Genomic DNA, 18,742 nt, shown 5'->3' on the forward strand with positions numbered 1-18,742 from the left:
GAAGCATGCGCCGAGAGACGGTACGGAAGGCGACCTGATGACCCTCGCTTGTACGACGGGCCGGCATGCCGAGCACGACGTCTACACCGCGCAGTGCCCGTGCCGTGACGTGCTCGATCTGCTCGCCAACAAGTGGGCGGCGCTGGCCATCGGCGCCATGGAGGACGGTCCGCAGCGCTTCGGCGCCCTCCAGCGGCGGCTCCAGGGCATCAGCCCCAAGGTGCTGACCAACACCCTGCGGCGCCTGGAGGACCACGGCTTCGTCGACCGGACCGTCTATCCGGCCGTCCCGCTCCACGTCGAGTACGAACTCACCGGGCTGGGCCGGGGAGTGGCCGTCCCGCTCGGTCAGGTGCGCACCTGGGTGGAGCAGCACCTGGACGAGATAGGGCGGCCCGCTGCGGAGGACGAGGCGTGCGTGCCCGCCCCGGTCTCCTGACCCGGCTCAGGGAGCGTCGCCGGTGACGACGGGGCGCTCCTCGGAGAACCGGCCCCACTTGCCGTCGGGCAGTTTGGCGCGCAGCTTCACCCGGTAGGCGTCGCCCGCCTTCTTGCCCACGTACACGCTGTACGTGGCCCGGCCCTTCGGGGGTTCGCCGCCCCAGATGAGGGTGGTGGCGAACTTCCCGTCGAGATAGATCTCGTACGTGGTGACCTTGGCCCCCGTCTGCGGGGCCACCCACGAGAGGTCCACGTAGTAGGCGCCGTCGGCGGCGTGGGACGCGGCGCGGAACTCGGTCGGAGCGGTGTCGGGGTCGTCGCCCGGCCCCTTCGGGGTGGTGATCTCGACGGTGCGGCTGACGGGCGAGGTGTTGTCCGCCGCGTCGCGGGCGGCGAGCGTGAAGGAGTAGTGGGTTCCGGGCCGCAGCCAGGTGATCCGCGCGGAGGTCGCGCCCCCGGCGACACTGTGGATCTTCGAGCCGCCCTGGTAGATGTCGTAGGACGTGACGCCCTGGTCCGCGGCGGACTTGGTCCAGCTCAGTTGGGCACCGCGCGGGCCGGCGCTCTTGCCGGTCAGCCCGGCCGGGCGGGAGGGGGCCTTCTTGTCCTCCGCGACGGCGGCGGGGGTGGTGGCGGACTTCTTGGCGCTGTGCGGGGAGTAGGTGCCGTCGCCGTCCTTGGCCCGGACGGTGAAGGTGTACGGGGTGGAGGGTTTGAGGCCGGTGATGTCGACCATGCTCTGGTTCGCCGGGACGTCCTTGATCTTCGTCCCGCCCCGGTAGACCTCGTAGGCGGTGATGCCGGCGCTCTTGGGCGCCTGCCGCCACATGACATGGACGGAGGTGGCGGTACCGGCCTGGGCGGTCACTCCGGCCGGGGCGGCGGGCGGGGCCTCGTCGGAGCCGCACGCGGTGAGCCCGAGGGCGGCCACGGACGCGAGCGCGGCAAGGGGGAAGATCCTTCTCAAGGCCGTGTCCTGCATGCCGTGTCCTCCATCCGGGGGGCAATGGTCTAGACATATATGACACAGGTGTCGGGTTCACATCAAGAGGCAGAGGCATAACGGTGGCGGGCTGCCCGGTTCCTCCCCCTCGGTTCCTCCCCCCGGGTTCCTGCCCCTCGCCAGGGGCGACACACCGCGGGCCGCGACACACCGCCGGAATCCTCCCGCCGGGCCGGGGTAGGGGTCTGACGGACAATGACGTGCTCACAGGGGGTACAAGGAAGGGCGTGGAGCGTGCGGATCGACCTGGCAGGCAGGACAGCTCTGGTGACGGGGTCCACTCAGGGGATCGGCGCGGCCATCGCGGCCGGGCTCGCCGGTTCCGGGGCCCGTGTCGCGGTCAACGGGCGGAGTGCGGAGTCCGTGGACAAGGCGCTGGAAGGGCTGCGCGCACGGGTGCCCGGCGCCGAGTTCGTCGCCGCGCCCGGCGACCTCGCCACCGAGGAGGGCGCGGCGCGGGTGCTCGGCGTCCTGCCCTCGGCGGACATCCTCGTCAACAACCTGGGCATCTTCGGGTCCCGGCCCGCGCTGGAGATCAGCGACGACGAATGGCGCAGGTACTTCGAGGTCAACGTCCTGGCCGCGATCCGTCTGACCCGTGCTTACCTGGGCGGCATGATGGAGCGGTCCTGGGGGCGGATCCAGTACATCGCAAGCGACTCCGCGATCGTCATCCCCGCCGAGATGATCCACTACGGAGTCTCGAAGACCTCGCTGCTCGGCGTCTCCCGCGGCTTCGCCAAGGCGGCGGCCGGCAGCGGTGTGACCGTCAACTCCGTGCTGGCGGGGCCGACCCATACGGGCGGCGTCGAGGACTTCGTCTACGAACTGGTCGATTCCTCGCTGCCCTGGGACGAGGCCCAGCGGGTCTTCATGCGGGAACACCGGCCGCAGTCACTGCTCCAGCGCCTGATCGAGCCCGAGGAGATCGCGCACATGGTCGTCTACCTCAGCTCGCCGTTCGCCTCGGCGACCACCGGCGCGGCGGTCCGGGTCGACGGCGGATACATCGACTCGATCGTCCCCTGATCCCGCGCCCCTGATCCCGCGCCCCGATACGGCGCCCGGCCACGGCTGCGACGCCGTGGCCGGTGCGGACGTGAGGTCAGACCTGGTGGACGAGCTGGGTGTTGAGTTCGTACCGGGCGCCGACGATGGCGAGCGAACCGTCGGCTATCTTCGCCGCCAGGTCGGGATCGGCGGCGAGGCGCCCGCGGATGAGCGAGACGTTCGCGTTGATGGTGGAGTCCTTGCGCGCGGCGCCCGTCTTGGTGCGGTCGATCGCGGGCTTTATCTCATCCGCCAGGTACTGGATGTGGGCGGGCAGGAGCGCTCCGGACTCGTCCGCGTCGACCGCTGCGGAGACGGCGCCGCAGGACTGGTGCCCGAGCACGACGACGAGCGGTATGCCCAGCTCCAGCACGCCGTACGCGATGCTGCCGCGGACGGCTTCGTCCAGGACCTCGCCGGCGGTCCGTACGGTCATCAGGTCGCCGAGGCCCTGGTCGAAGACGAGTTCCGGCGCGACCCGCGAGTCGATGCACCCGAGGACGATGGCGAAGGGGTGCTGACCGTCGACGAGCGTGCTGCGGACGACCTCCGTCTCGTGCGGGTGCTGCTCGCGGAAGGTGCGCCAGCGCCGGTTTCCCGCGTTGAGCGCGAGAAGCGCCTGGGCCGGCGTGGACGGACGGGGCTCCTCGGGACGGGGCCTCGCGCCCGCGGCCGGAGCGGCGAGCGCCACCGCGGTGGTGGCCGCGGTGCCCGCGACGGCCGCGCGCAGCACGGAGCGGCGCGTGGTGGCGCTGTGAAGGACGGGGGGTGTTTTTGCAAGTCTGGTGAACATCACGGCCGGAGACTATCCGTGACATCGTTGGCCATTGGTTGACATTGGTCTTTTGTTGACCTGCTCTTTAATCAGCCATGCCGTTTCGGCCCCGTGAGGGCACGGCCGGATGAAACGGGAGACCGAAGTGGCCGAATCCCTTCCGGTCTGCGAGGCCAGGCCCCAGTAGCGGCCCAACTGGCCGCAGGGTTGGCTCAGTTGAACAGCGCGATTGTCGGCCATCCCGTCCTGGCCCGGCGGCCAGGACGGCTTCACGCCCGACCTCCGCCCTCCCGCCGCGCCGGCCGACGGCCAATTCCCCACCTTGGTCTAGACCTTGACAGGGCGCACGCCCTTCCGCTTTGGTTCCCTCACCCCCCATGACGGCCGGACGGCTTGCGCCGCCCGGCCGTGGATAGGAGTGAGTCCCTTGAAGCGACGCGTCTTGGCACTGCTCACGGCGATGGTCTCGGCCCTCGCCCTCGCGATATTCCTCCCCGCCACCTCCGCGTCCGCCGCGGCGTGTGCCGCCGGGTGGAACGCCTCCACCGTCTACGTCGGCGGCAACGCCTCTTCGTACAACGGTCACAACTGGTCGGCGAAGTGGTGGACCCAGGGCGAGATCCCCGGCACCACCGATGTCTGGGCCGACCAGGGCACCTGTGGTGGCAACACGACCCCGCCGCCGACCAACCCGTCGGGATTCGTGGTCTCCGAGGCCCAGTTCAACCAGATGTTCCCGAGCCGGAACTCCTTCTACACCTACAGCGGCCTGACCGCCGCGCTGAGCGCCTACCCGGGCTTCGCGAAGACCGGCTCCGACACGGTCAAGCGCCAGGAAGCGGCCGCCTTCCTCGCCAACGTCAGCCACGAGACCGGCGGCCTCGTCCACATCGTGGAGCAGAACACCGCGAACTATCCCCATTACTGCGACACCAGCCAGTCCTACGGCTGCCCCGCGGGCACGGCCGCGTACTACGGCCGCGGTCCGATCCAGCTGAGCTGGAACTTCAACTACAAGGCCGCGGGTGACGCCCTCGGCATCGACCTGCTCCGTAATCCCAACCTGGTGCAGACCGACGCGGCCGTGGCCTGGAAGACCGGCCTCTGGTACTGGAACACCCAGAACGGCCCCGGCACGATGACCCCCCACAACGCGATGGTCAACAGCCGCGGCTTCGGCGAGACCATCCGCAGCATCAACGGCAGCATCGAGTGCAACGGCGGCAACCCCGCCCAGGTGCAGAGCCGGATCAACCTCTACCAGCGCTTCGTGGGCATCCTCGGGACCACCGCGGGATCCAACCTGAGCTGCTGAATCCCCGACAGTGCGGGCCGGGTGTCCGCACCCGGTGACCCGGGCCGGTCCGACTCCGTCGGGCCGGCCTTCGCACGTGGCCCCGCACCGCCCCGGGCCAGCTCCGCGTTGAACTGCGCGCCCGCCAGGAGCGAGAGATTGGTGACCCACAGCCAGACGAGGAACACGATGACCCCGGCGAGCGAGCCGTAGAGCCGGTTGTACGTCCCGGCGTGGGCCGTGTAGAGCGCGAAACCCGCCGACGTCAGGAGCCAGAGCACCACCGCCAGGATTCCGCCGGGCAGCGCGCGCCGCAGCCGGCGGGTGCCGGGCGGGCCGGTACGGAACACCAGCAGCACCAGTACGGCGGCCAGCGCCAGCAGCAGCGGCCACTTCAACCCGGCCCACACCGCGTCCACCGCGCCGCGCATCCCCAGGATCCGTCCGAGCGCCGCCGCGGCCTCCCCGGTCAGCACCAGGCTGAAGGCGCTGGTCACGAGCAGCGCCAGCAGGGCGCAGGCCGTGAGGGCGATCCGGGGCGCGGTGCGCCACGGCGGCCGGTGGTCCACCGCTCCGTGCATGGCGTGCAGGGCCCGCCGGAACACCCCGAGATAACTGGACGACGACCACAGCGCGCCGACCGTCCCGAAGCACACGAGCAGCCAGGCCGCGGAGCGCTGCCCGGCCATCTCCCGCAGCGCGTCGCTCACCAGGACACGCGACTGCGCGGGTACGAGCGCGGTCACCTGGGCGGCGAGCGTGCCGCCCGCGTCCGGTCCCGCGAGGCCGATCGAACAGACCGTGACGAGCAGCGCGGGAAAGATGGCCAGCACCGCGTAGTAGGTGAGGGCGGCGGCCACGTCCGTCGCGTCGTCGTGCCACATCGCGAGCGGCGTCCGCCGCAGGGCGCGGCCGAACCTGCGTGCCGTCGGTGCGGATTCCTCGGCGGACACGCTGCCTCCTGCGTTCGTACGGTACGACCGTCGTGTGCCGGCCCCCGGCACATCCTGCCCTGTCACCGGGCCCGGCCCCGGCGGTCACGACGGTGCGTCGCCCGACCGGGCTCCGTTCCCCTTCGTGTACCCCGTTCCCGCGCGCGCAGGGCCCGGTGGGTGAGACACCTGCCGGGTGACGGCGAGGGGGCCGAACGGCCGTACGGGCGCGGGCGAACCCCGGTGCGGAGCAGGGGAGTTCGTCCGGTCCGGGCGACGCCGGATAACTGTTTTGTCCCCGTCTCGTTGTCCGGGCGGGGCCGTGGCCCGTCTTCTGCCGCGCCCTCACCGACGAGCGGAGGTCCTTCATGCCACGTGAAACCCGGGAACACACCCCCTTACGGCAGGCGGCGACGCCGGACGGGGCCGGCCCGCGCGGCCGCACCCGCCGGAACTTCCTGCGGTCGCTCTTCACGCTGGGAGTGGTCGGCGGCACGGCCACGGTCCTGGCCCCCGTCGTCCGGGCCGGCCGCCGGACGGACGGCCCGGCGGCCCCGGGGGCCGGGGCGGCCCGCGCCGCGCAGGACGCGGCGGGCCGGGCCTTCGAGGAGATGTACCAGGGACGCCGGATCGAACTCGGCGCGGGTACGGGCGCGATGGGCGCGGGCCCGATGGGGGCCGGCGCCGTCACCGCCGCCGCCCTCGGCCGGTCCGCCTTCGACATCCGGATCGACGGCCGCCCCCTTCACGTCATGCGGCGTGCCGACGGGAGCTATCTGAGCGCGGTCAACCACTACGAGTCGTTCCCGACCCTGCTCGACGCCGCCCGCGCGGCCGTCGAGGACCTGCGGGGTGCCCAGTTGTCGCTCTCCGGCCCGGTCCACCACGTCTGACGGTCCGGTCCACCACGTCCGACATCACCAGCGACCTCGGGAGGGCCCTCACCGGTGTACACCAGAAAGAACCAGCGCAATCTCAGCGGCGCCGAGAAGAGGAGATTTGTCGGTGCCGTTTTGGAGCTCAAACGCCGTGGCACGTACGAGGAGTTCGTACGGCTGCACACCCGGTACTACGTCTCCGACGCCGAGGGCGGGGTGCGCGCCGGGCACATGGCTCCCTCGTTCCTGCCCTGGCACCGGCGCTACCTGCTGGACTTCGAGCGCGCCCTCCGCAAGATCGACGCCACCGTGACGATCCCGTACTGGGACTGGACGACCGACAACACCCCCGCCGCCGCCCTGTGGCGCGAGGACTTCCTCGGCGGCACCGGACGGGAGAGGGACCAGCAGGTCATGACCGGCCCCTTCGCCTACAGCGCGGGGAACTGGACCATCAAGGGCGGGGTGACCGACGACCGGTTCCTCACCCGGGACCTGGGCCGCCCCTCCTCCCCGATCGCCCTGCCCAGCAAGGCGGAGCTGGCCGCGGCCATGAACGAGAAGGTCTACGACGCGGCCCCCTGGGACTCGACCGCCACCTCCGGGTTCCGCAACCGCCTCGAAGGCTGGACGTCCGGCGGCCGCGAGCGCTGGCGCAACCACAACCGGGTGCACCGCTGGATCGGGGGAGCCATGCTGGGCGCGGCCTCCCCGAACGACCCGGCCTTCTGGCTGCACCACGCCTTTGTCGACCTGCTGTGGGACCGCTGGCAGCAGAAGCACCCGAAGGCGACCTATCTGCCGAAGAAGAAGCTGCCCGCCAGGGATCCCCAGCACGGCCGGGCGATCAGTCTGGAGGAGCCGCTGCCGCCCTGGAACGTCAAGCCGTCCACGCTGCTCGACCACCGCAAGATCTACCGCTACGAGACCTGAGGCGGCGGCCTGACGGGGCGTCGGCCCGATTCGTACGGTGTCCGCCCGCGGCCCTGACGGACGACGGCCCCCCGCGCTGGAGCGCGGGAGGCCGTCATTCAACGGGAACGTGTGGCCCGGGGGCCAGGCACGTCAGTCCGTGTTCAGCCGCCGTAGCCGCCGGTGTGGCCGCCCGAGATGTTGGCGCACGTGTTGCCGAACGCCGGGTTGAGCAGGCCGACCACGTTGACGGTGTTGCCGCAGAGGTTGACCGGGACGTGCACGGGGACCTGGAGCAGGTTGCCGGACAGGACACCGGGCGAGCCGATGGCCGCAGCCTCGGCACCGGCGTCGGCAGCGGCCATTCCGGCGCCACCGGCCAGCACGGCGCCCGTGCCGGCGAGAACAGCAGCTGCCTTCGCGATACGCGACATCAAGTTTCTCCTTGAACGTTTCGAGCACAGCCGCACGTTGTGCGGCCTTCACGCACGTTCAACGCCGCGACTCACGCTGGGTAACGGATATCGGCCCAATGGATGTGGAATCCACCGGATCAACCCCCCGGTCAGCGCAGCAGAGCCAGCCCGCCGACCAGTTTGTCCACCCGGTTGCGGGGCCCGACGAGGCTCACGGCGCAGTAACCGAGGGTGTCCTGCCCGGTCGCGGCGAGCACCCCGAGGTACTCGTCGTACACCCGTGCGGTCTGTGCCGGTTCGGGCATGTCCACGATCAGGATGTCCTCCTTCGTGGCGGCCTTGGCCCGCAGCGCGCGCAGCGCGTCCGCGTCCGTGGCCAGGACCGTGCACCCCGCCCACGGCAGGCCCGCGTGGGCGACGCCCGAGGCGTCCTCGCCGCCGGGACCGAGGAGATCGGGCAGGGCCTTGCCGACGGCGGCGGCCATGCAGGCGGCGGCGTTGGCCGCCCGGCCCGCCGGGAGGCTCTGATCCACGACGATCACCCACTTGAGCCTGGCCTGCCGCGTCGGGCGGTGGGTGGTCACGTCGTCGCCGGTCAGCTGGGGGAGGGACATGGTGCTCCTGCTATTCGTTCGTGTACGGACACCTCGATACGCTAGGCAGACGTCCCGTTCTTGTCGCCTGCCGCCGTATGTCGTGCGGTTCGAGAGGTGTTCCATGAAATTTGATGCGGTCGACCTCGCCCTGCTGCGGGAGTTGCAGAACGACGCACGGCAGACCAACCGCGATCTCGCGGCCAAGACCGGCGTCTCCCCGTCCACCTCGCTGGAGCGCGTGAAGCTGCTCCGCGAGCACGGGGTCGTCACCGGCTACCACGCGGCCGTCGACCTCGACGCGATCGGCCGCCCCGTCCAGGCGCTGATCTCGGTGCGCATCCGGCCGCCGGCCCGTCCGGTCATCGAGGGGTTCCGGGAGTGGGCGGCACGGCTGCCGGAGGTGATCGGCCTGTTCGTGACCTCCGGCGCCCACGACTTCCTCCTGCACATCGCCGTCCCGGACGTGAACGGCGTCTACGCCTTTGTCATCGACCGGCTCACCGAGCGCCGCGAGGTCGCCGACGTCCAGACGACGATGGCGTACGAACATGTCAGGCCACGCCGGATCGACCCGGCCGGTGACGAGGGGCAGGGGCGGTCCACGGCCTCCTCCCCGGTCCGTCGGCCGCGCTGACCGGGCCATCGTGTTAGCGTGAAGTGAGAGACGTTCTATCGCTTATCACTTATCGCTTATCGAGGAGCCGACATGTCGCAGACCTGGCTCATCACCGGAAGCTCCCGCGGATTCGGGCGGGAGCTGGCCCTGGCCGCCCTGGAGTCCGGGGACCACGTCGTCGCGACGGCGCGCCGCCCCGGGCAACTCGACGACCTCGTCCGGAAGTACGGGGACCGGGTGCGGGCGACCGCGCTCGACGTCACCGACCCGGCGGCGGCCCGCGCCGCCGTACAACTGGCGCTCGACGCCTTCGGCCGGCTCGACGTGGTCGTGAACAACGCCGGCTACGCCAATTCCGCCCCGATCGAGGAGACGTCCGAGGACGAGTTCCGCGCTCAGATCGAGACGAACCTGTTCGGCGTCATCAACGTGACGAAGGCGGCGCTGCCGGTACTGCGCCGACAGCGGTCCGGCCGCTTCGTCCAGTTCTCGTCCGTCGGCGGACGGGTCGGCGGTTCCCCCGGGCTTGCCCCGTACCAGACCGCCAAATTCGGCGTCGAAGGCTTCTCCGAGGTGCTCAACAACGAGGTGAGGCCCTTTGGTGTGCGGGTGATCATCGTCGAGCCCGGCGCCTTCCGCACCGACTGGCAGAGCACCTCCATGCGCCGCGCCGAGGTCGGCCCGGACTACGAGGCCAGCGTGGGCGCGATCCACCGGTACCGCGACGGCACCGACGGGGTGCAGGAGGGCGACCCGGCGCGGGGCGCCCGGGTCGTCCTGGACGCCGTACGGCTGGACGAGCCGCCGCTGCGGCTGCTGCTCGGGGCGGACGCGGTGGACGCCGTGGAGAAGTCGACGGAGGCGCGGATCCGGGAGACCCGGGAGTGGGCCGAGGTCAGCAGGTCGACGGCCTTCCCGGCGGAGTCCGGACAGCCGGAATGACGGGCGACGTGGGGACGGCCGGGGCACACGACGACCCCGGCGACCGCACGGAACCGCCGTCCGAACCGCGCCGCACGGAACCGCAGTCCGAACCGCGCCGCACGGCACCGTCCGAACCGCGCCGCCCGGCGCTGCGCCGCGACGCCGCCGAGAACCGCGCCCGCATGATCGAGGCGGCCGGCCGGGCCTTCGCCGCACAGGGCCCCACCGCCGGCATGGAGGACATCGCCCGCCTCGCCGGCGTGGGCCCCGCGACGCTCTACCGCCGCTTCCCCACCAAGGACGCCCTCGTCGCGGAGCTGGTCGAGGTCTTCTACGACAAGCTGGTCACCCTCGCGGAAGAGGCCGCGCGCCGGCCGCCCGGCGAGGGCCTCGACCGGTTCCTCCGTACCGTCGGCCGGCTCATCGCCGGCAGCCGGGGCTACCTCCCGGGCGCGTGGGGCGAACTGGCCCGCCCCGCGCAGGTGCGCCACCTGCGCGGGATCACCGACGGCCTGCTGGCCGAGGCGCGGCGGGCCGGCGTGGTCAACGACCAGGTCACCGTCACCGACATCGCGATGGTCGTGTGGGGGATACGCGGGGTCGTGGAGACGACGGGCGCCGCCGCCCCGGACGCCTGGCAGCGCCACCTCGACCTCGTCATGGCCGGGCTGCGTACCCCGCACATCGCCTTCAGCCGGCCGCCCCTGGACACCGGCCAGGTGGACCGGATGACGTCGGAGCCGCACGACTCCCCCTGAACCCGAACGGCGTCACCCGGGGCCCGGCGACCGCCCCGGGAACGATCTCACCCCGACCGCCGCGGCTGGAGCGTCGTCGCGTACGACCCGCCCCGCGCCAGCAGCTCCTGATGGCTGCCCATCTCCACGATCCGGCCGTGCTCCATCACCACGATCCGGTCCGCGTTCTGGATCGTGGACAGCCGGTGCGCCACGACAAACACCGTCCTGCCCGCCACCAGCCGCGCCAGCGCGTCCTGGATCAGCGCCTCCGACCGGTTGTCCAGCGCGGACGTCGCCTCGTCCAGCACCAGGATCCGGGGATCCCTGATCAGCGCCCTGGCGATCGCGAGCCGCTGCTTCTGGCCGCCCGACAGCCGCGCGCCCCGCTGCCCCACCACCGTGTCCAGGCCGTCCGGCAGGCGGTCCACGAATTCCGTCGCGTTCGCCGCGTCCAGCGCGTGCCGCAGCGCGGTCTCGTCCTCGCCGCCCGCCAGGCCGTACGTCACGTTCTCCCGGATCGTCCCCTCGAAGAGGATCGACTCCTGCGGCACGACCGACAGGAAACGCCGGTACGTCCGCAGATCGAGCGAGGCCATGTCCGCGCCGTCCAACAGGATGCGTCCCTCCGTCGGCCGGATGAAACCGATCAGCAGGTTCAGCAGGGTCGACTTGCCCGCACCCGACGCGCCGACCAGGGCTATCGTCTCGCCGGGCCGCACCGTCAGGTCGAAGCCGCGCACCGAGGGCTCCGCCGCCTCCGGGTAGCGGTATCCCATGCCCTCGAAGTCGATCCGCCCCCCGACCCGCTCGACGGACGTCTTGCCCTCGTTGCTCTCCAGGTCCGGCGCCTGGAGCACCTCGCCGATCGAGCGCACCGACTCCAGCCCCTTGGAGATGATCGGCGTCAGGTTCATCAGGGTCATCAGTGAGGCGGTCAGCGCGGTGAAGAACGTACTGATCATGACGACGTCACCGGCCGATATGCCCATCCAGCCGTAGTACGCGACCACCGCCGAGCCCGTCAGACAGCCGACCGCCAGGGTGTTCAGCAGGATCCAGGACAGCGAGCCGAAGCGCCCGTTGAGGACATCCAGCCGGAACCCGGCTGTCAGCACCCGCTCCAGCGTGTTGTCGACGCGGTGCAGCGCCGTACGCTCCAGGCCGTGGGCGCGGGTGACGGGGATCAGCGTGGTCATCTCGCCCACGCGTGAGGACAGCCGCTCGATCTCCAGCCGGAACTCCTCGTTGTTCGTACGGATCCGCGAGCGCAGCCGCCGTACCAGCAGCGCGGCCAGCGGCACGACCACGAGGAACACCGGCAGCACCACCGGCGTACGGAACCCGATCACCACCAGTCCGCCGAGCAGCGTCATGATGGCGCCGAGCCCCAGGTCACCGCTCTGCTGGGTCATCTGCTCGACGGCCTCGACGTCCCGTACCACCTTGGTCTGGAGGACCCCCGCGCTCACCCGCGCGTGATACCCGAGGGACAGGTACTGCATCCGGCGGCAGAGCGCGGACCGCAGCTCACGTCCCATCCGGCGGATGCTGGTGCTCATCAGGCGCGCGTAGAGCAGCGCCATCGGGAAATTGAGGGCGAGGACGAAGACGAGGGCCCCGGCGTTGTACCAGAGCTCGGAGACGGGCCGGTGCTCCACGACCACGTCGATGATGTTGGCCGTGATCAGCGGGAGCAGCCAGACCGGGATGTGCTTGACGGTGAACACCGCGACGACGAGGAGGAGTCTGCGGCGGTCGGGACGGAAGAGGTAGGCGAGGGTACGGAGCGGATGCTCCCCCGAGTAGTGGTGGTCCAGCGGACCGGGACGGTGGGCGGCTTCGGGTTTCTGCATGGTGAGCGGAGTCCTTTTCGGCGGCGGTCGCACGCGCTCGACGTGCGGCCGCAGTCTCCTCCGACCGGCCCCCGGACCGGAAGCGCTTTCCGGAGCGTGGACGCGGGCCGGGCGCGGGGCCGGAACGCGGGCCGGACGCGGGGGCCGGACGTGGACCGTGGACGCCGGTCCCCACCGGCTGCTCGGCGCGTGCGAAACGGCGATCGGTGAGAGGGTGGCTGCATGGCTGATCAGGGCGCTCGGCCGGGCGCCGGGTCGCTGCCGGACGACTGGCCCGCCGATCCGGAGCTGGGACTCGCCCTCAACCGCATGGGCAGTTTCGACTGGAACCTCGTCAGCGGAGCACTCCATCTGGACGGCCCCGCCCTCGAGGTGTTCGACCTGCGCGAGGACGAGTACGACGGCAGGGGCGAGTCGCTGCTCGCCCGTATCCCGCAGGACGAGGCGGAGCGGCTGAGCACCGTCGTGGAACAGGCCGTCGAGCGCGGCACGGACCGCTACGCCACGTACTTCCAGATCCGCTGCCGGGACGGGTCCCTGCGGTGGACCCACACCCAGGCCCGGATCAGCCGCGACGAGCGGGCGCACGCCGTCCGGGTCATCGGCATCGTCCGGATCGCCCACCACGACCTCGCCGACGCGGCCGCCAGGAACGAGCTGGACGCGGGCCGGCGGCGGCTGACGGAGATGGTGGAGCGCACCACCACCCTGCTGTCCCACGCCGAGACCGTGCAGGACGTCATCAGGGTCCTGGAGGACGAGGAGGCGCTCGGCCACCTCAGGGCGGAGAGCGTCTCGCTCGGGGTGGTCGAGGGGACGCGGATCAGGCTGGTCGCGCAGGGCAGGAACGGGCCCTTCGCGACGGAACTCCAGTACACCCGGATCGACGAGCCGTTCCCGATGAGCGAGGCGGTACGCACCGAGCGGCCCCGCTTCGTCACCTCGCGGGAGGAGTTCCGTTCCGCCTACCCGCTGCTCTGGCCGCACATCGAGCCGCTGGTCGTCTCCTCGGGGGCGTATCTGCCGCTGATCGCCCAGGCCAGGCCCATCGGCGTGCTCGCGATGCTCTACCCCCGGCACGGCGACTTCAGCGACTCGGAGCGCGCCCTGCTGGTCGCGCTCGGCAGCAGCATCGCGCAGAGCCTCCAGCGGGCCATGCTCTACGACCAGGAGCACGACCTCGCCGAAGGCCTCCAGCAGGCGATGCTCCCGCGCCACATCCCCGACATCCCGGGGGCGCTGACGGCCGTCCGCTACCGCCCCGCGCGGATCGGGCGAAGCGTCGGCGGTGACTGGTACGACGTGCTCCAGCTGCCCGGCGGCCGGGTGGGCCTGACCATCGGCGACGTCCAGGGCCACGACACGGACGCCGCCGTGGTCATGGGCCAGCTCCGGATGGTGCTCTGGGCGTACGCCGCCGAAGGCCACCCGCCCGCCACCGCCATGGCCCGCGCCGCCGCCTTCCTGCACGAGCTGGACACCGACCGCTTCGCGACCTGCACGTATGTGGAGGTCGACCTGGCGACGGGAGGCTTGCAGATCGTCCGTGCCGGGCATCTGGACCCGATGGTGCGGGTCGCCGGCGGGAGCTGTGGCTGGATCACGACGACCGGCGGGCTGCCGCTCGGCCTCGCCGCCGAGTTCGCCGGGGACGGCGGGATCGACTACCCGGTCACCACCGGGACGCTGGGCCCCGGCGACACGCTGCTGCTCTGCACGGACGGCCTGGTGGAGGAGCCCGGCACGGACCTCGGGGACCGGATGAAGGTGCTGGCGGAGGCGGTGAGGACGGGGCCGGAGGAGCTGCCGGACCTGGCCGACATGCTGTTCGACCGGCTGGGCACCCAGGGCGGCGGTGACGACATGGCCCTGCTGCTCCTGCGGAGGGACGCCCAGGCCGGGCCGTCGTCCCGTTTTCGTACGGGGTGGCTCGGCCACACCCCGTAGGAGCGGCGGGGGCGCGGACAGGGGGAAAGCGGCGGGGGCGCGGACAGGACAGCGGGTGGTCCTGTCCGCGCCTCCTGTCCTGTCAGCCCTCGGCGATCTCGCGGACCTCGGCGGTGACGGTCCAGTGGGCCGGGTGGATCTCGAGGAAGCGCCTGGCCCACTCCAGGGCCTCGGCCTTGTCCCTGGCCTGGATCAGTGAGTAACCGCCGATGACTTCCTTGGTCTCGGTGAAGGGGCCGTCCGTGTACCGGACCTTGCCGTCGGCCCAGGTGACCCGGGTGCCGTCGGAGGTCGGCGTCAGCCCGGCCGTGTCCAGCATGACCCCCGCCTTGGTGATCTCCTCCAGCAGCGCGCCCATGCGCTCGTCGAACTCGGGGCCGGGGGCCTCGGTCGGAGCGTTCTGTTCATCGACGCGGATCAGGGTGAGGAAGCGCGGCATGGTGACTCCGTAATTTGGTGGGGCCCTGGCGGGCCGGGGCGGGCCGGGGCGGGATTTTCCCCGCCTCTCATCCTTACGTCGAACGGGAGACGCCCGGATCGACACCTCCCCGGAAGTTTTCCGGGATACGTCGTGATCACCGCCGAGGGCCAGGGCGAGATGGGCCGGCGGGTGGCGTTCGGCGCTGTCATCGCGTGTTCTTCCCGGCGTTTCCCCGAACCCCTGGTTCATTGGTGTGTGCACGGCAATGCTGGCGGCAGACAGTCCTCACCGATGTGAATTCACCGTCTTTCAGGAGAAGTTGTGGGCCCAGGCAACGCCTGGCGGTGCGTCGTGCTGTTCACGGCGGCGACCGCCCTGACGGCGGGGGCGGTCTCCCCGTCCTTCGCCGACTCCACCCCCGCCCCCCGCCCGCTGACTACCGCCGAGATCCTGCGGCCGGTCGCACCCCCACCGGCGAGCTCGGCCGGCGGGACACCGGGGACGGTCACCGCCGGGGGAGAGGGCGGGGGACCGGACGGCGAGAGGCTGGACGGCGAGGGGCTGGACGGTGAAGGGCTGGAAACCGCCCGCGCCTCCCGGCCCGTCGCCCCCGGTGTCACCCTCACCTCCTACGACCGGCTCCAAGCCGCCGCGTGGCTGCGGGTCGACACGCTCTCCGTGGACCTCGACGGCGGTGCGAGGGCCGACTACCTGTCCTCCGGACAGGTCTCCGACCGGCGTACGGTCTCCGAACTGGCCGCGCTCCACGACCCGGGCGCCGGGCGCCGTACCGTCGCCGCGATCAACGCGGACTTCTTCGACATCAACGAGACGGGCGCGCCCCAGGGCCCCGGCATCAGGGACGGCCAGGTCGACCATTCCCCGGCGGCCGGCGCCGAGCGGGCCGTCGGGATCGGCCCGGAGAACGCCGGCCGGATCCTCCGGCTCTACTTCGACGGGACCGTGACCCTGCCCTCGGGACCGCACCCGCTGGCCGCGTACAACGCCGCGAACGTGCCGGCCGGTTCCCTCGGCGTCTACACGGCGGGGTGGGGCCGCGCCGACCGCGCCCTGACCGTGGACCGGGCGATCCCCGTCGCGGAAGTGGTCGTCCGGGGCGGTGAGGTCGTCTCCGTCGCGGACCGCCCCGGCACCGGGCCCATCGCGCCGGGAACCACCGTCCTGGTAGGCCGGGAAGCGGGGGCCGGGGCCCTCGCTGCGCTGCGCCCGGGTGACCCGGTGACGGTCGCGTACCGCCCGCGCACCGACAGCGGGCCGGTGCCCCGTACCGCCGTCGGGGGACGGGAACTGCTCGTCGTGGACGGCGTGGCGCAGAACCACGACGGCGAGGGCAACAACACCGCGGCCCCGCGCACCGCCGTCGGCTTCTCGCGCGACGGTTCCACGATGCGGATCCTCACCGTCGACGGCCGCCAGGCCGACAGCGGCGGGGTGACGCTCACCGGACTCGGCGAGATGATGCGGCGCGCCGGGTCGTACAGCGCCCTCAACCTCGACGGCGGCGGCTCCTCGACGCTCGTCGCCCGTGCCCCGGGCAGTGACACCCTGAGGGTGGAGAACAGCCCCTCCGACGGCAGCGAACGCGCCGTCCCCAACGGCCTCGCCCTCACCGCCCCCGACGGCAGCGGACGGCTCGACGGCTTCTGGGTCTCGACCCGTACGGCCGCGGCCGGTGCGCCGACCGTCGACCCCGTCAGGGGCGGCCACCCCGAGCGCGTCTTCCCCGGTCTGACCCGGCAGTTGACCGCGGCCGGTTACGACGAGACGTACGGTCCGGCCGCCGGCACACCCGAGTGGCGGGCCGTACGGTCCTCCGTCGGCCGGGTCGACGCGCACGGCCTGTTCACCGCCCGCGCGAGCGGCACCACCGAGGTGAGGGCCGAACGCGGACGGGCCGGAGGCGGCACGGAGCTGACGGTCCTCGACCGGCTCGACCGGATCCGCCCGACCACCCAGCGGGTCGGACTCGCGGACGCGGCGGCCTCCGGCACCTTCGGCATCGTCGGGTTCGACGCCCACGGCACCAGCGCGCCGGTCGAACCGCGCGACGTCACCCTGGACTTCGACCGCTCGCTCTTCTCCGTCACCGACGACGGCGCCGGGAACTTCACCGTCCGCTCCCTCACGGGCGCGGGAGCCGGCCGGATCACCGCCACCGCCGGCGGGGTCACCACCGCGCTCGCCGTCACCGTCGGACTGGAGGAGCGGCCGGTCACCGGCTTCGACGACGCCGCGTCCTGGACCTTCTCCCAGGCGCGGGCGAGCGGCTCCGTCGGCGCCGTACCGGACGGCCGTACCGGCACCGGACTGCGCCTCGGGTACGACTTCACGCAGTCGACGGCGACCCGCGCCGCCTACGCGCTGCCGCCCGTACCGCTCCAGGTCCCGGGCCGCCCGCAGTCCTTCGCGCTCTGGATCAAGGGGGACGGCCGGGGCGCCTGGCCCACGCTGCATCTCAAGGACGCTGGGGGCTCGGACCAGTTGCTGCGCGGTCCGTACGTCACCTGGACCGGCTGGCGGCAGGTGACCTTCACCGTGCCCGAGGGCGCCGCCACCCCGCTGAGTGTGTACCGCTTCTACCTCGCCGAGACCGCGGCCACGCGGCAGTACACGGGGGAGGTGGTGCTCGACGACCTGACGGCGCAGCTGCCGCCCACCGTGGACCTGCCCGAACAGCCGCGTCCCGCCGACCCGTTGATCGCCACCGCGGCCCGTACGGAGGGGCGGGACTGGCGGTTCGCGGTGATGTCGGACGCCCAGTTCGTCGCCCGCGACCCGGACAGCCCGATCGTGGACCGGGCCCGCCGCACCCTGCGCGAGATCAAGGCGGCGAAGCCCGACTTCCTGGTCGTCAACGGTGACTTGGTGGACGAGGGGGCGCCCGAGGACCTGGCGTTCGCGCGCCGGGTGCTGACCGAAGAGCTGGGGGACACGCTGCCCTGGTACTACGTGCCGGGCAACCACGAGGTGATGGGCGGGAAGATCGACAACTTCACCGCCCAATTCGGGCCCGCCCACCGGGTGTTCGACCACCGGGGGACCCGGTTCCTCACCCTCGACACGTCCAGTCTGTCGCTGCGCGGCGGCGGCCTCGCCCAGATCGAGGAGGCGCGGGCGCGGTTGGACGCGGCGGCGCGGGACGACCGGGTGGGCTCGGTCGTGGTGATCGAACACGTACCGCCGCGTGACCCGACCGTACAGAAGGCCAGTCAGCTGGGCGACCGGAAGGAGGCGGCGCTCCTCGAAGGGTGGCTCGCCGACTTCCGCCGTACGACCGGCAAGGGCGCGGCGCTGATCGGCAGCCACGTCGGGGTCTTCGACGCCTCGCGCGTGGACGGTGTGCCGTATCTCGTCAACGGCAACGCGGGGAAGGCGCCTTCGGCCCCGCCGGGCGAGGGCGGCTTCACCGGGTGGTCGCTGGTCGGGGTGGACCGGGTGTCCCCGGGCGCGTGGGCCGAGGCCCGGCGGGCGCCGTGGACGGGCGGTCCCGACTGGATCTCGGTCCAGACCCGCGCGCACACCGACGCGCTGACGCTCGACACCCCGGCGGTGCTGACGCCGGGACACCACGCGAGGGTCGCGGCGAACGTCACCCAGGGGAGCAGGCAGGTGCCGGTGGCCTTCCCGCTGAGCGCGGACTGGACCGGCTCGCCGAACGTGCTGATCGGGGACGGGCGGCAGGGGGCGGGGGACCGGCAAGCGGTGTCGCATCGGCCGGGGGTACGGGACCGGCACGCGGCGGCCTTCGACCCGGCCACGGGCACGCTCACCGCGCTGCGGCCCGGGACCGTGACCCTCGCGGTGACGGTCAACGGCGTCACCCGCTCGGCCCGGACCGTCATCGCGGCCACGGGGGCCTCCGTGGCCGCGATGACGGTCCGTACGCGTACGGGGTGAAACGGGCGAGACTTCGGTAGGCCGGC

The 18,742-nt window shown here is 72.1% G+C and carries 16 protein-coding genes and 1 pseudogene; 10 read left to right on the top strand and 7 right to left on the bottom strand.

Annotated features, from left to right (window positions below; genetic code table 11):
• The first annotated feature begins 37 nt into the window (after positions 1-37).
• Positions 38-439, top strand: a complete 402-nt coding sequence (locus ACIO1C_RS03230) for a winged helix-turn-helix transcriptional regulator (RefSeq protein WP_401857853.1) — start codon at positions 38-40, stop codon at positions 437-439.
• A 6-nt stretch (positions 440-445) separates the two neighbouring features.
• On the opposite strand, the gene ACIO1C_RS03235 is transcribed toward ACIO1C_RS03230, so the two are convergent.
• Entirely contained in the window at positions 446-1,423 is a 978-nt protein-coding gene (locus tag ACIO1C_RS03235) for a fibronectin type III domain-containing protein (RefSeq protein WP_401857854.1), read from the bottom strand.
• A gap of 255 nt (positions 1,424-1,678) precedes the next feature.
• Between ACIO1C_RS03235 and ACIO1C_RS03240 the strand changes: the two genes are divergently transcribed.
• Positions 1,679-2,473, top strand: coding sequence for an SDR family NAD(P)-dependent oxidoreductase (locus tag ACIO1C_RS03240; RefSeq protein ID WP_401857857.1), 795 nt, complete (start codon positions 1,679-1,681; stop codon positions 2,471-2,473).
• Between the two features lie 76 nt (positions 2,474-2,549).
• Here the strand turns inward: ACIO1C_RS03240 and ACIO1C_RS03245 are convergent, their stop codons facing one another.
• Positions 2,550-3,287, bottom strand: coding sequence for a carbonic anhydrase (locus tag ACIO1C_RS03245; RefSeq protein ID WP_401858048.1), 738 nt, complete (start codon positions 3,285-3,287; stop codon positions 2,550-2,552).
• Positions 3,288-3,729: 442 nt separating this feature from the next.
• Here ACIO1C_RS03245 and ACIO1C_RS03250 point away from each other — a divergent pair, with 442 nt between their 5' ends.
• Positions 3,730-4,584 carry a glycoside hydrolase family 19 protein gene (locus ACIO1C_RS03250; protein ID WP_401858050.1) on the top strand — a complete coding sequence of 285 codons (855 nt, stop codon included), beginning with the start codon at positions 3,730-3,732 and terminating at the stop codon, positions 4,582-4,584.
• Here the strand turns inward: ACIO1C_RS03250 and ACIO1C_RS03255 are convergent.
• The gene (locus ACIO1C_RS03255) at positions 4,527-5,516 is read right to left on the bottom strand and encodes a YihY/virulence factor BrkB family protein (protein WP_401857860.1); all 990 of its coding nucleotides are present in this window, start codon (positions 5,514-5,516) and stop codon (positions 4,527-4,529) included. The two genes, ACIO1C_RS03250 and ACIO1C_RS03255, sit on opposite strands and share 58 nt — an antisense overlap.
• 347 nt (positions 5,517-5,863) lie before the next feature.
• On the opposite strand from ACIO1C_RS03255, the gene ACIO1C_RS03260 reads away from it, so the two are divergent.
• Both ACIO1C_RS03260 and ACIO1C_RS03265 read left to right on the top strand, forming a co-directional pair.
• Positions 5,864-6,388, top strand: coding sequence for a tyrosinase family oxidase copper chaperone (locus ACIO1C_RS03260; protein WP_401857863.1), 525 nt, complete (start codon positions 5,864-5,866; stop codon positions 6,386-6,388).
• Between the two features lie 54 nt (positions 6,389-6,442).
• Positions 6,443-7,306 (top strand): tyrosinase family protein, encoded by an 864-nt coding sequence (locus tag ACIO1C_RS03265; RefSeq protein ID WP_401857866.1) that lies wholly within the window; start codon positions 6,443-6,445, stop codon positions 7,304-7,306.
• A gap of 143 nt (positions 7,307-7,449) precedes the next feature.
• On the opposite strand, the gene ACIO1C_RS03270 is transcribed toward ACIO1C_RS03265, so the two are convergent.
• Together ACIO1C_RS03270 and ACIO1C_RS03275 are read right to left on the bottom strand one after the other, a co-directional pair.
• Positions 7,450-7,719: a chaplin gene (locus ACIO1C_RS03270; protein WP_401857869.1), complete on the bottom strand. Its 270-nt coding sequence runs from the start codon at positions 7,717-7,719 to the stop codon at positions 7,450-7,452.
• A 131-nt stretch (positions 7,720-7,850) separates the two neighbouring features.
• Positions 7,851-8,315, bottom strand: coding sequence for a DUF2000 domain-containing protein (locus tag ACIO1C_RS03275; protein ID WP_401857872.1), 465 nt, complete (start codon positions 8,313-8,315; stop codon positions 7,851-7,853).
• Between the two features lie 103 nt (positions 8,316-8,418).
• On the opposite strand from ACIO1C_RS03275, the gene ACIO1C_RS03280 reads away from it, so the two are divergent.
• The 3 genes from ACIO1C_RS03280 (at position 8,419) to ACIO1C_RS03290 (ending at position 10,595) form a co-directional block, all read left to right on the top strand.
• On the top strand, positions 8,419-8,931 hold the full coding sequence (locus tag ACIO1C_RS03280; protein WP_401857874.1) for an Lrp/AsnC family transcriptional regulator: 513 nt from the start codon (positions 8,419-8,421) through the stop codon (positions 8,929-8,931).
• A 72-nt stretch (positions 8,932-9,003) separates the two neighbouring features.
• Entirely contained in the window at positions 9,004-9,855 is an 852-nt protein-coding gene (locus ACIO1C_RS03285) for an oxidoreductase (RefSeq protein WP_401857877.1), read from the top strand.
• A complete protein-coding gene (locus ACIO1C_RS03290) occupies positions 9,852-10,595 on the top strand; it encodes a TetR/AcrR family transcriptional regulator (protein ID WP_401857880.1) in 744 nt (247 codons plus the stop codon). Before ACIO1C_RS03285 ends, ACIO1C_RS03290 begins: the two co-directional genes overlap by 4 nt.
• A 47-nt stretch (positions 10,596-10,642) precedes the next feature.
• Here the strand turns inward: ACIO1C_RS03290 and ACIO1C_RS03295 are convergent, their stop codons facing one another.
• Entirely contained in the window at positions 10,643-12,430 is a 1,788-nt protein-coding gene (locus ACIO1C_RS03295) for an ABC transporter ATP-binding protein (RefSeq protein ID WP_401857883.1), read from the bottom strand.
• Between the two features lie 222 nt (positions 12,431-12,652).
• On the opposite strand from ACIO1C_RS03295, the pseudogene ACIO1C_RS03300 reads away from it, so the two are divergent.
• Positions 12,653-14,335 (top strand): annotated as a pseudogene (locus ACIO1C_RS03300) (SpoIIE family protein phosphatase); the annotation flags it as partial.
• A 124-nt stretch (positions 14,336-14,459) separates the two neighbouring features.
• Here ACIO1C_RS03300 and ACIO1C_RS03305 read toward each other — a convergent pair.
• Positions 14,460-14,816, bottom strand: a complete 357-nt coding sequence (locus tag ACIO1C_RS03305) for a YciI family protein (protein WP_401857885.1) — start codon at positions 14,814-14,816, stop codon at positions 14,460-14,462.
• A gap of 303 nt (positions 14,817-15,119) precedes the next feature.
• Here ACIO1C_RS03305 and ACIO1C_RS03310 point away from each other — a divergent pair, with 303 nt between their 5' ends.
• A complete protein-coding gene (locus ACIO1C_RS03310) occupies positions 15,120-18,716 on the top strand; it encodes a phosphodiester glycosidase family protein (protein WP_401857888.1) in 3,597 nt (1,198 codons plus the stop codon).
• Positions 18,717-18,742 lie beyond the last annotated feature (26 nt).

Origin of the sequence: Streptomyces sp. NPDC087420 (assembly GCF_044744165.1) — a bacterium.
In the GTDB taxonomy this organism is placed as follows: Bacteria; Actinomycetota; Actinomycetes; order Streptomycetales; family Streptomycetaceae; genus Streptomyces.

Excerpts from the sequence above, each read along its gene's own strand:
- ACIO1C_RS03230 (WP_401857853.1), top strand. The coding sequence starts at position 38 with ATGACCCTCGCTTGTACGACGGGCCGGCATGCCGAGCACGACGTCTAC.
- ACIO1C_RS03305 (WP_401857885.1), bottom strand. The coding sequence starts at position 14,816 with ATGCCGCGCTTCCTCACCCTGATCCGCGTCGATGAACAGAACGCTCCG.
- ACIO1C_RS03290 (WP_401857880.1), top strand. The coding sequence starts at position 9,852 with ATGACGGGCGACGTGGGGACGGCCGGGGCACACGACGACCCCGGCGAC.
- ACIO1C_RS03245 (WP_401858048.1), bottom strand. The coding sequence starts at position 3,287 with ATGTTCACCAGACTTGCAAAAACACCCCCCGTCCTTCACAGCGCCACC.
- ACIO1C_RS03270 (WP_401857869.1), bottom strand. The coding sequence starts at position 7,719 with ATGTCGCGTATCGCGAAGGCAGCTGCTGTTCTCGCCGGCACGGGCGCC.
- ACIO1C_RS03295 (WP_401857883.1), bottom strand. The coding sequence starts at position 12,430 with ATGCAGAAACCCGAAGCCGCCCACCGTCCCGGTCCGCTGGACCACCAC.
- ACIO1C_RS03250 (WP_401858050.1), top strand. The coding sequence starts at position 3,730 with ATGGTCTCGGCCCTCGCCCTCGCGATATTCCTCCCCGCCACCTCCGCG.
- ACIO1C_RS03280 (WP_401857874.1), top strand. The coding sequence starts at position 8,419 with ATGAAATTTGATGCGGTCGACCTCGCCCTGCTGCGGGAGTTGCAGAAC.
- ACIO1C_RS03235 (WP_401857854.1), bottom strand. The coding sequence starts at position 1,423 with ATGCAGGACACGGCCTTGAGAAGGATCTTCCCCCTTGCCGCGCTCGCG.
- ACIO1C_RS03275 (WP_401857872.1), bottom strand. The coding sequence starts at position 8,315 with ATGTCCCTCCCCCAGCTGACCGGCGACGACGTGACCACCCACCGCCCG.
- ACIO1C_RS03260 (WP_401857863.1), top strand. The coding sequence starts at position 5,864 with ATGCCACGTGAAACCCGGGAACACACCCCCTTACGGCAGGCGGCGACG.
- ACIO1C_RS03285 (WP_401857877.1), top strand. The coding sequence starts at position 9,004 with ATGTCGCAGACCTGGCTCATCACCGGAAGCTCCCGCGGATTCGGGCGG.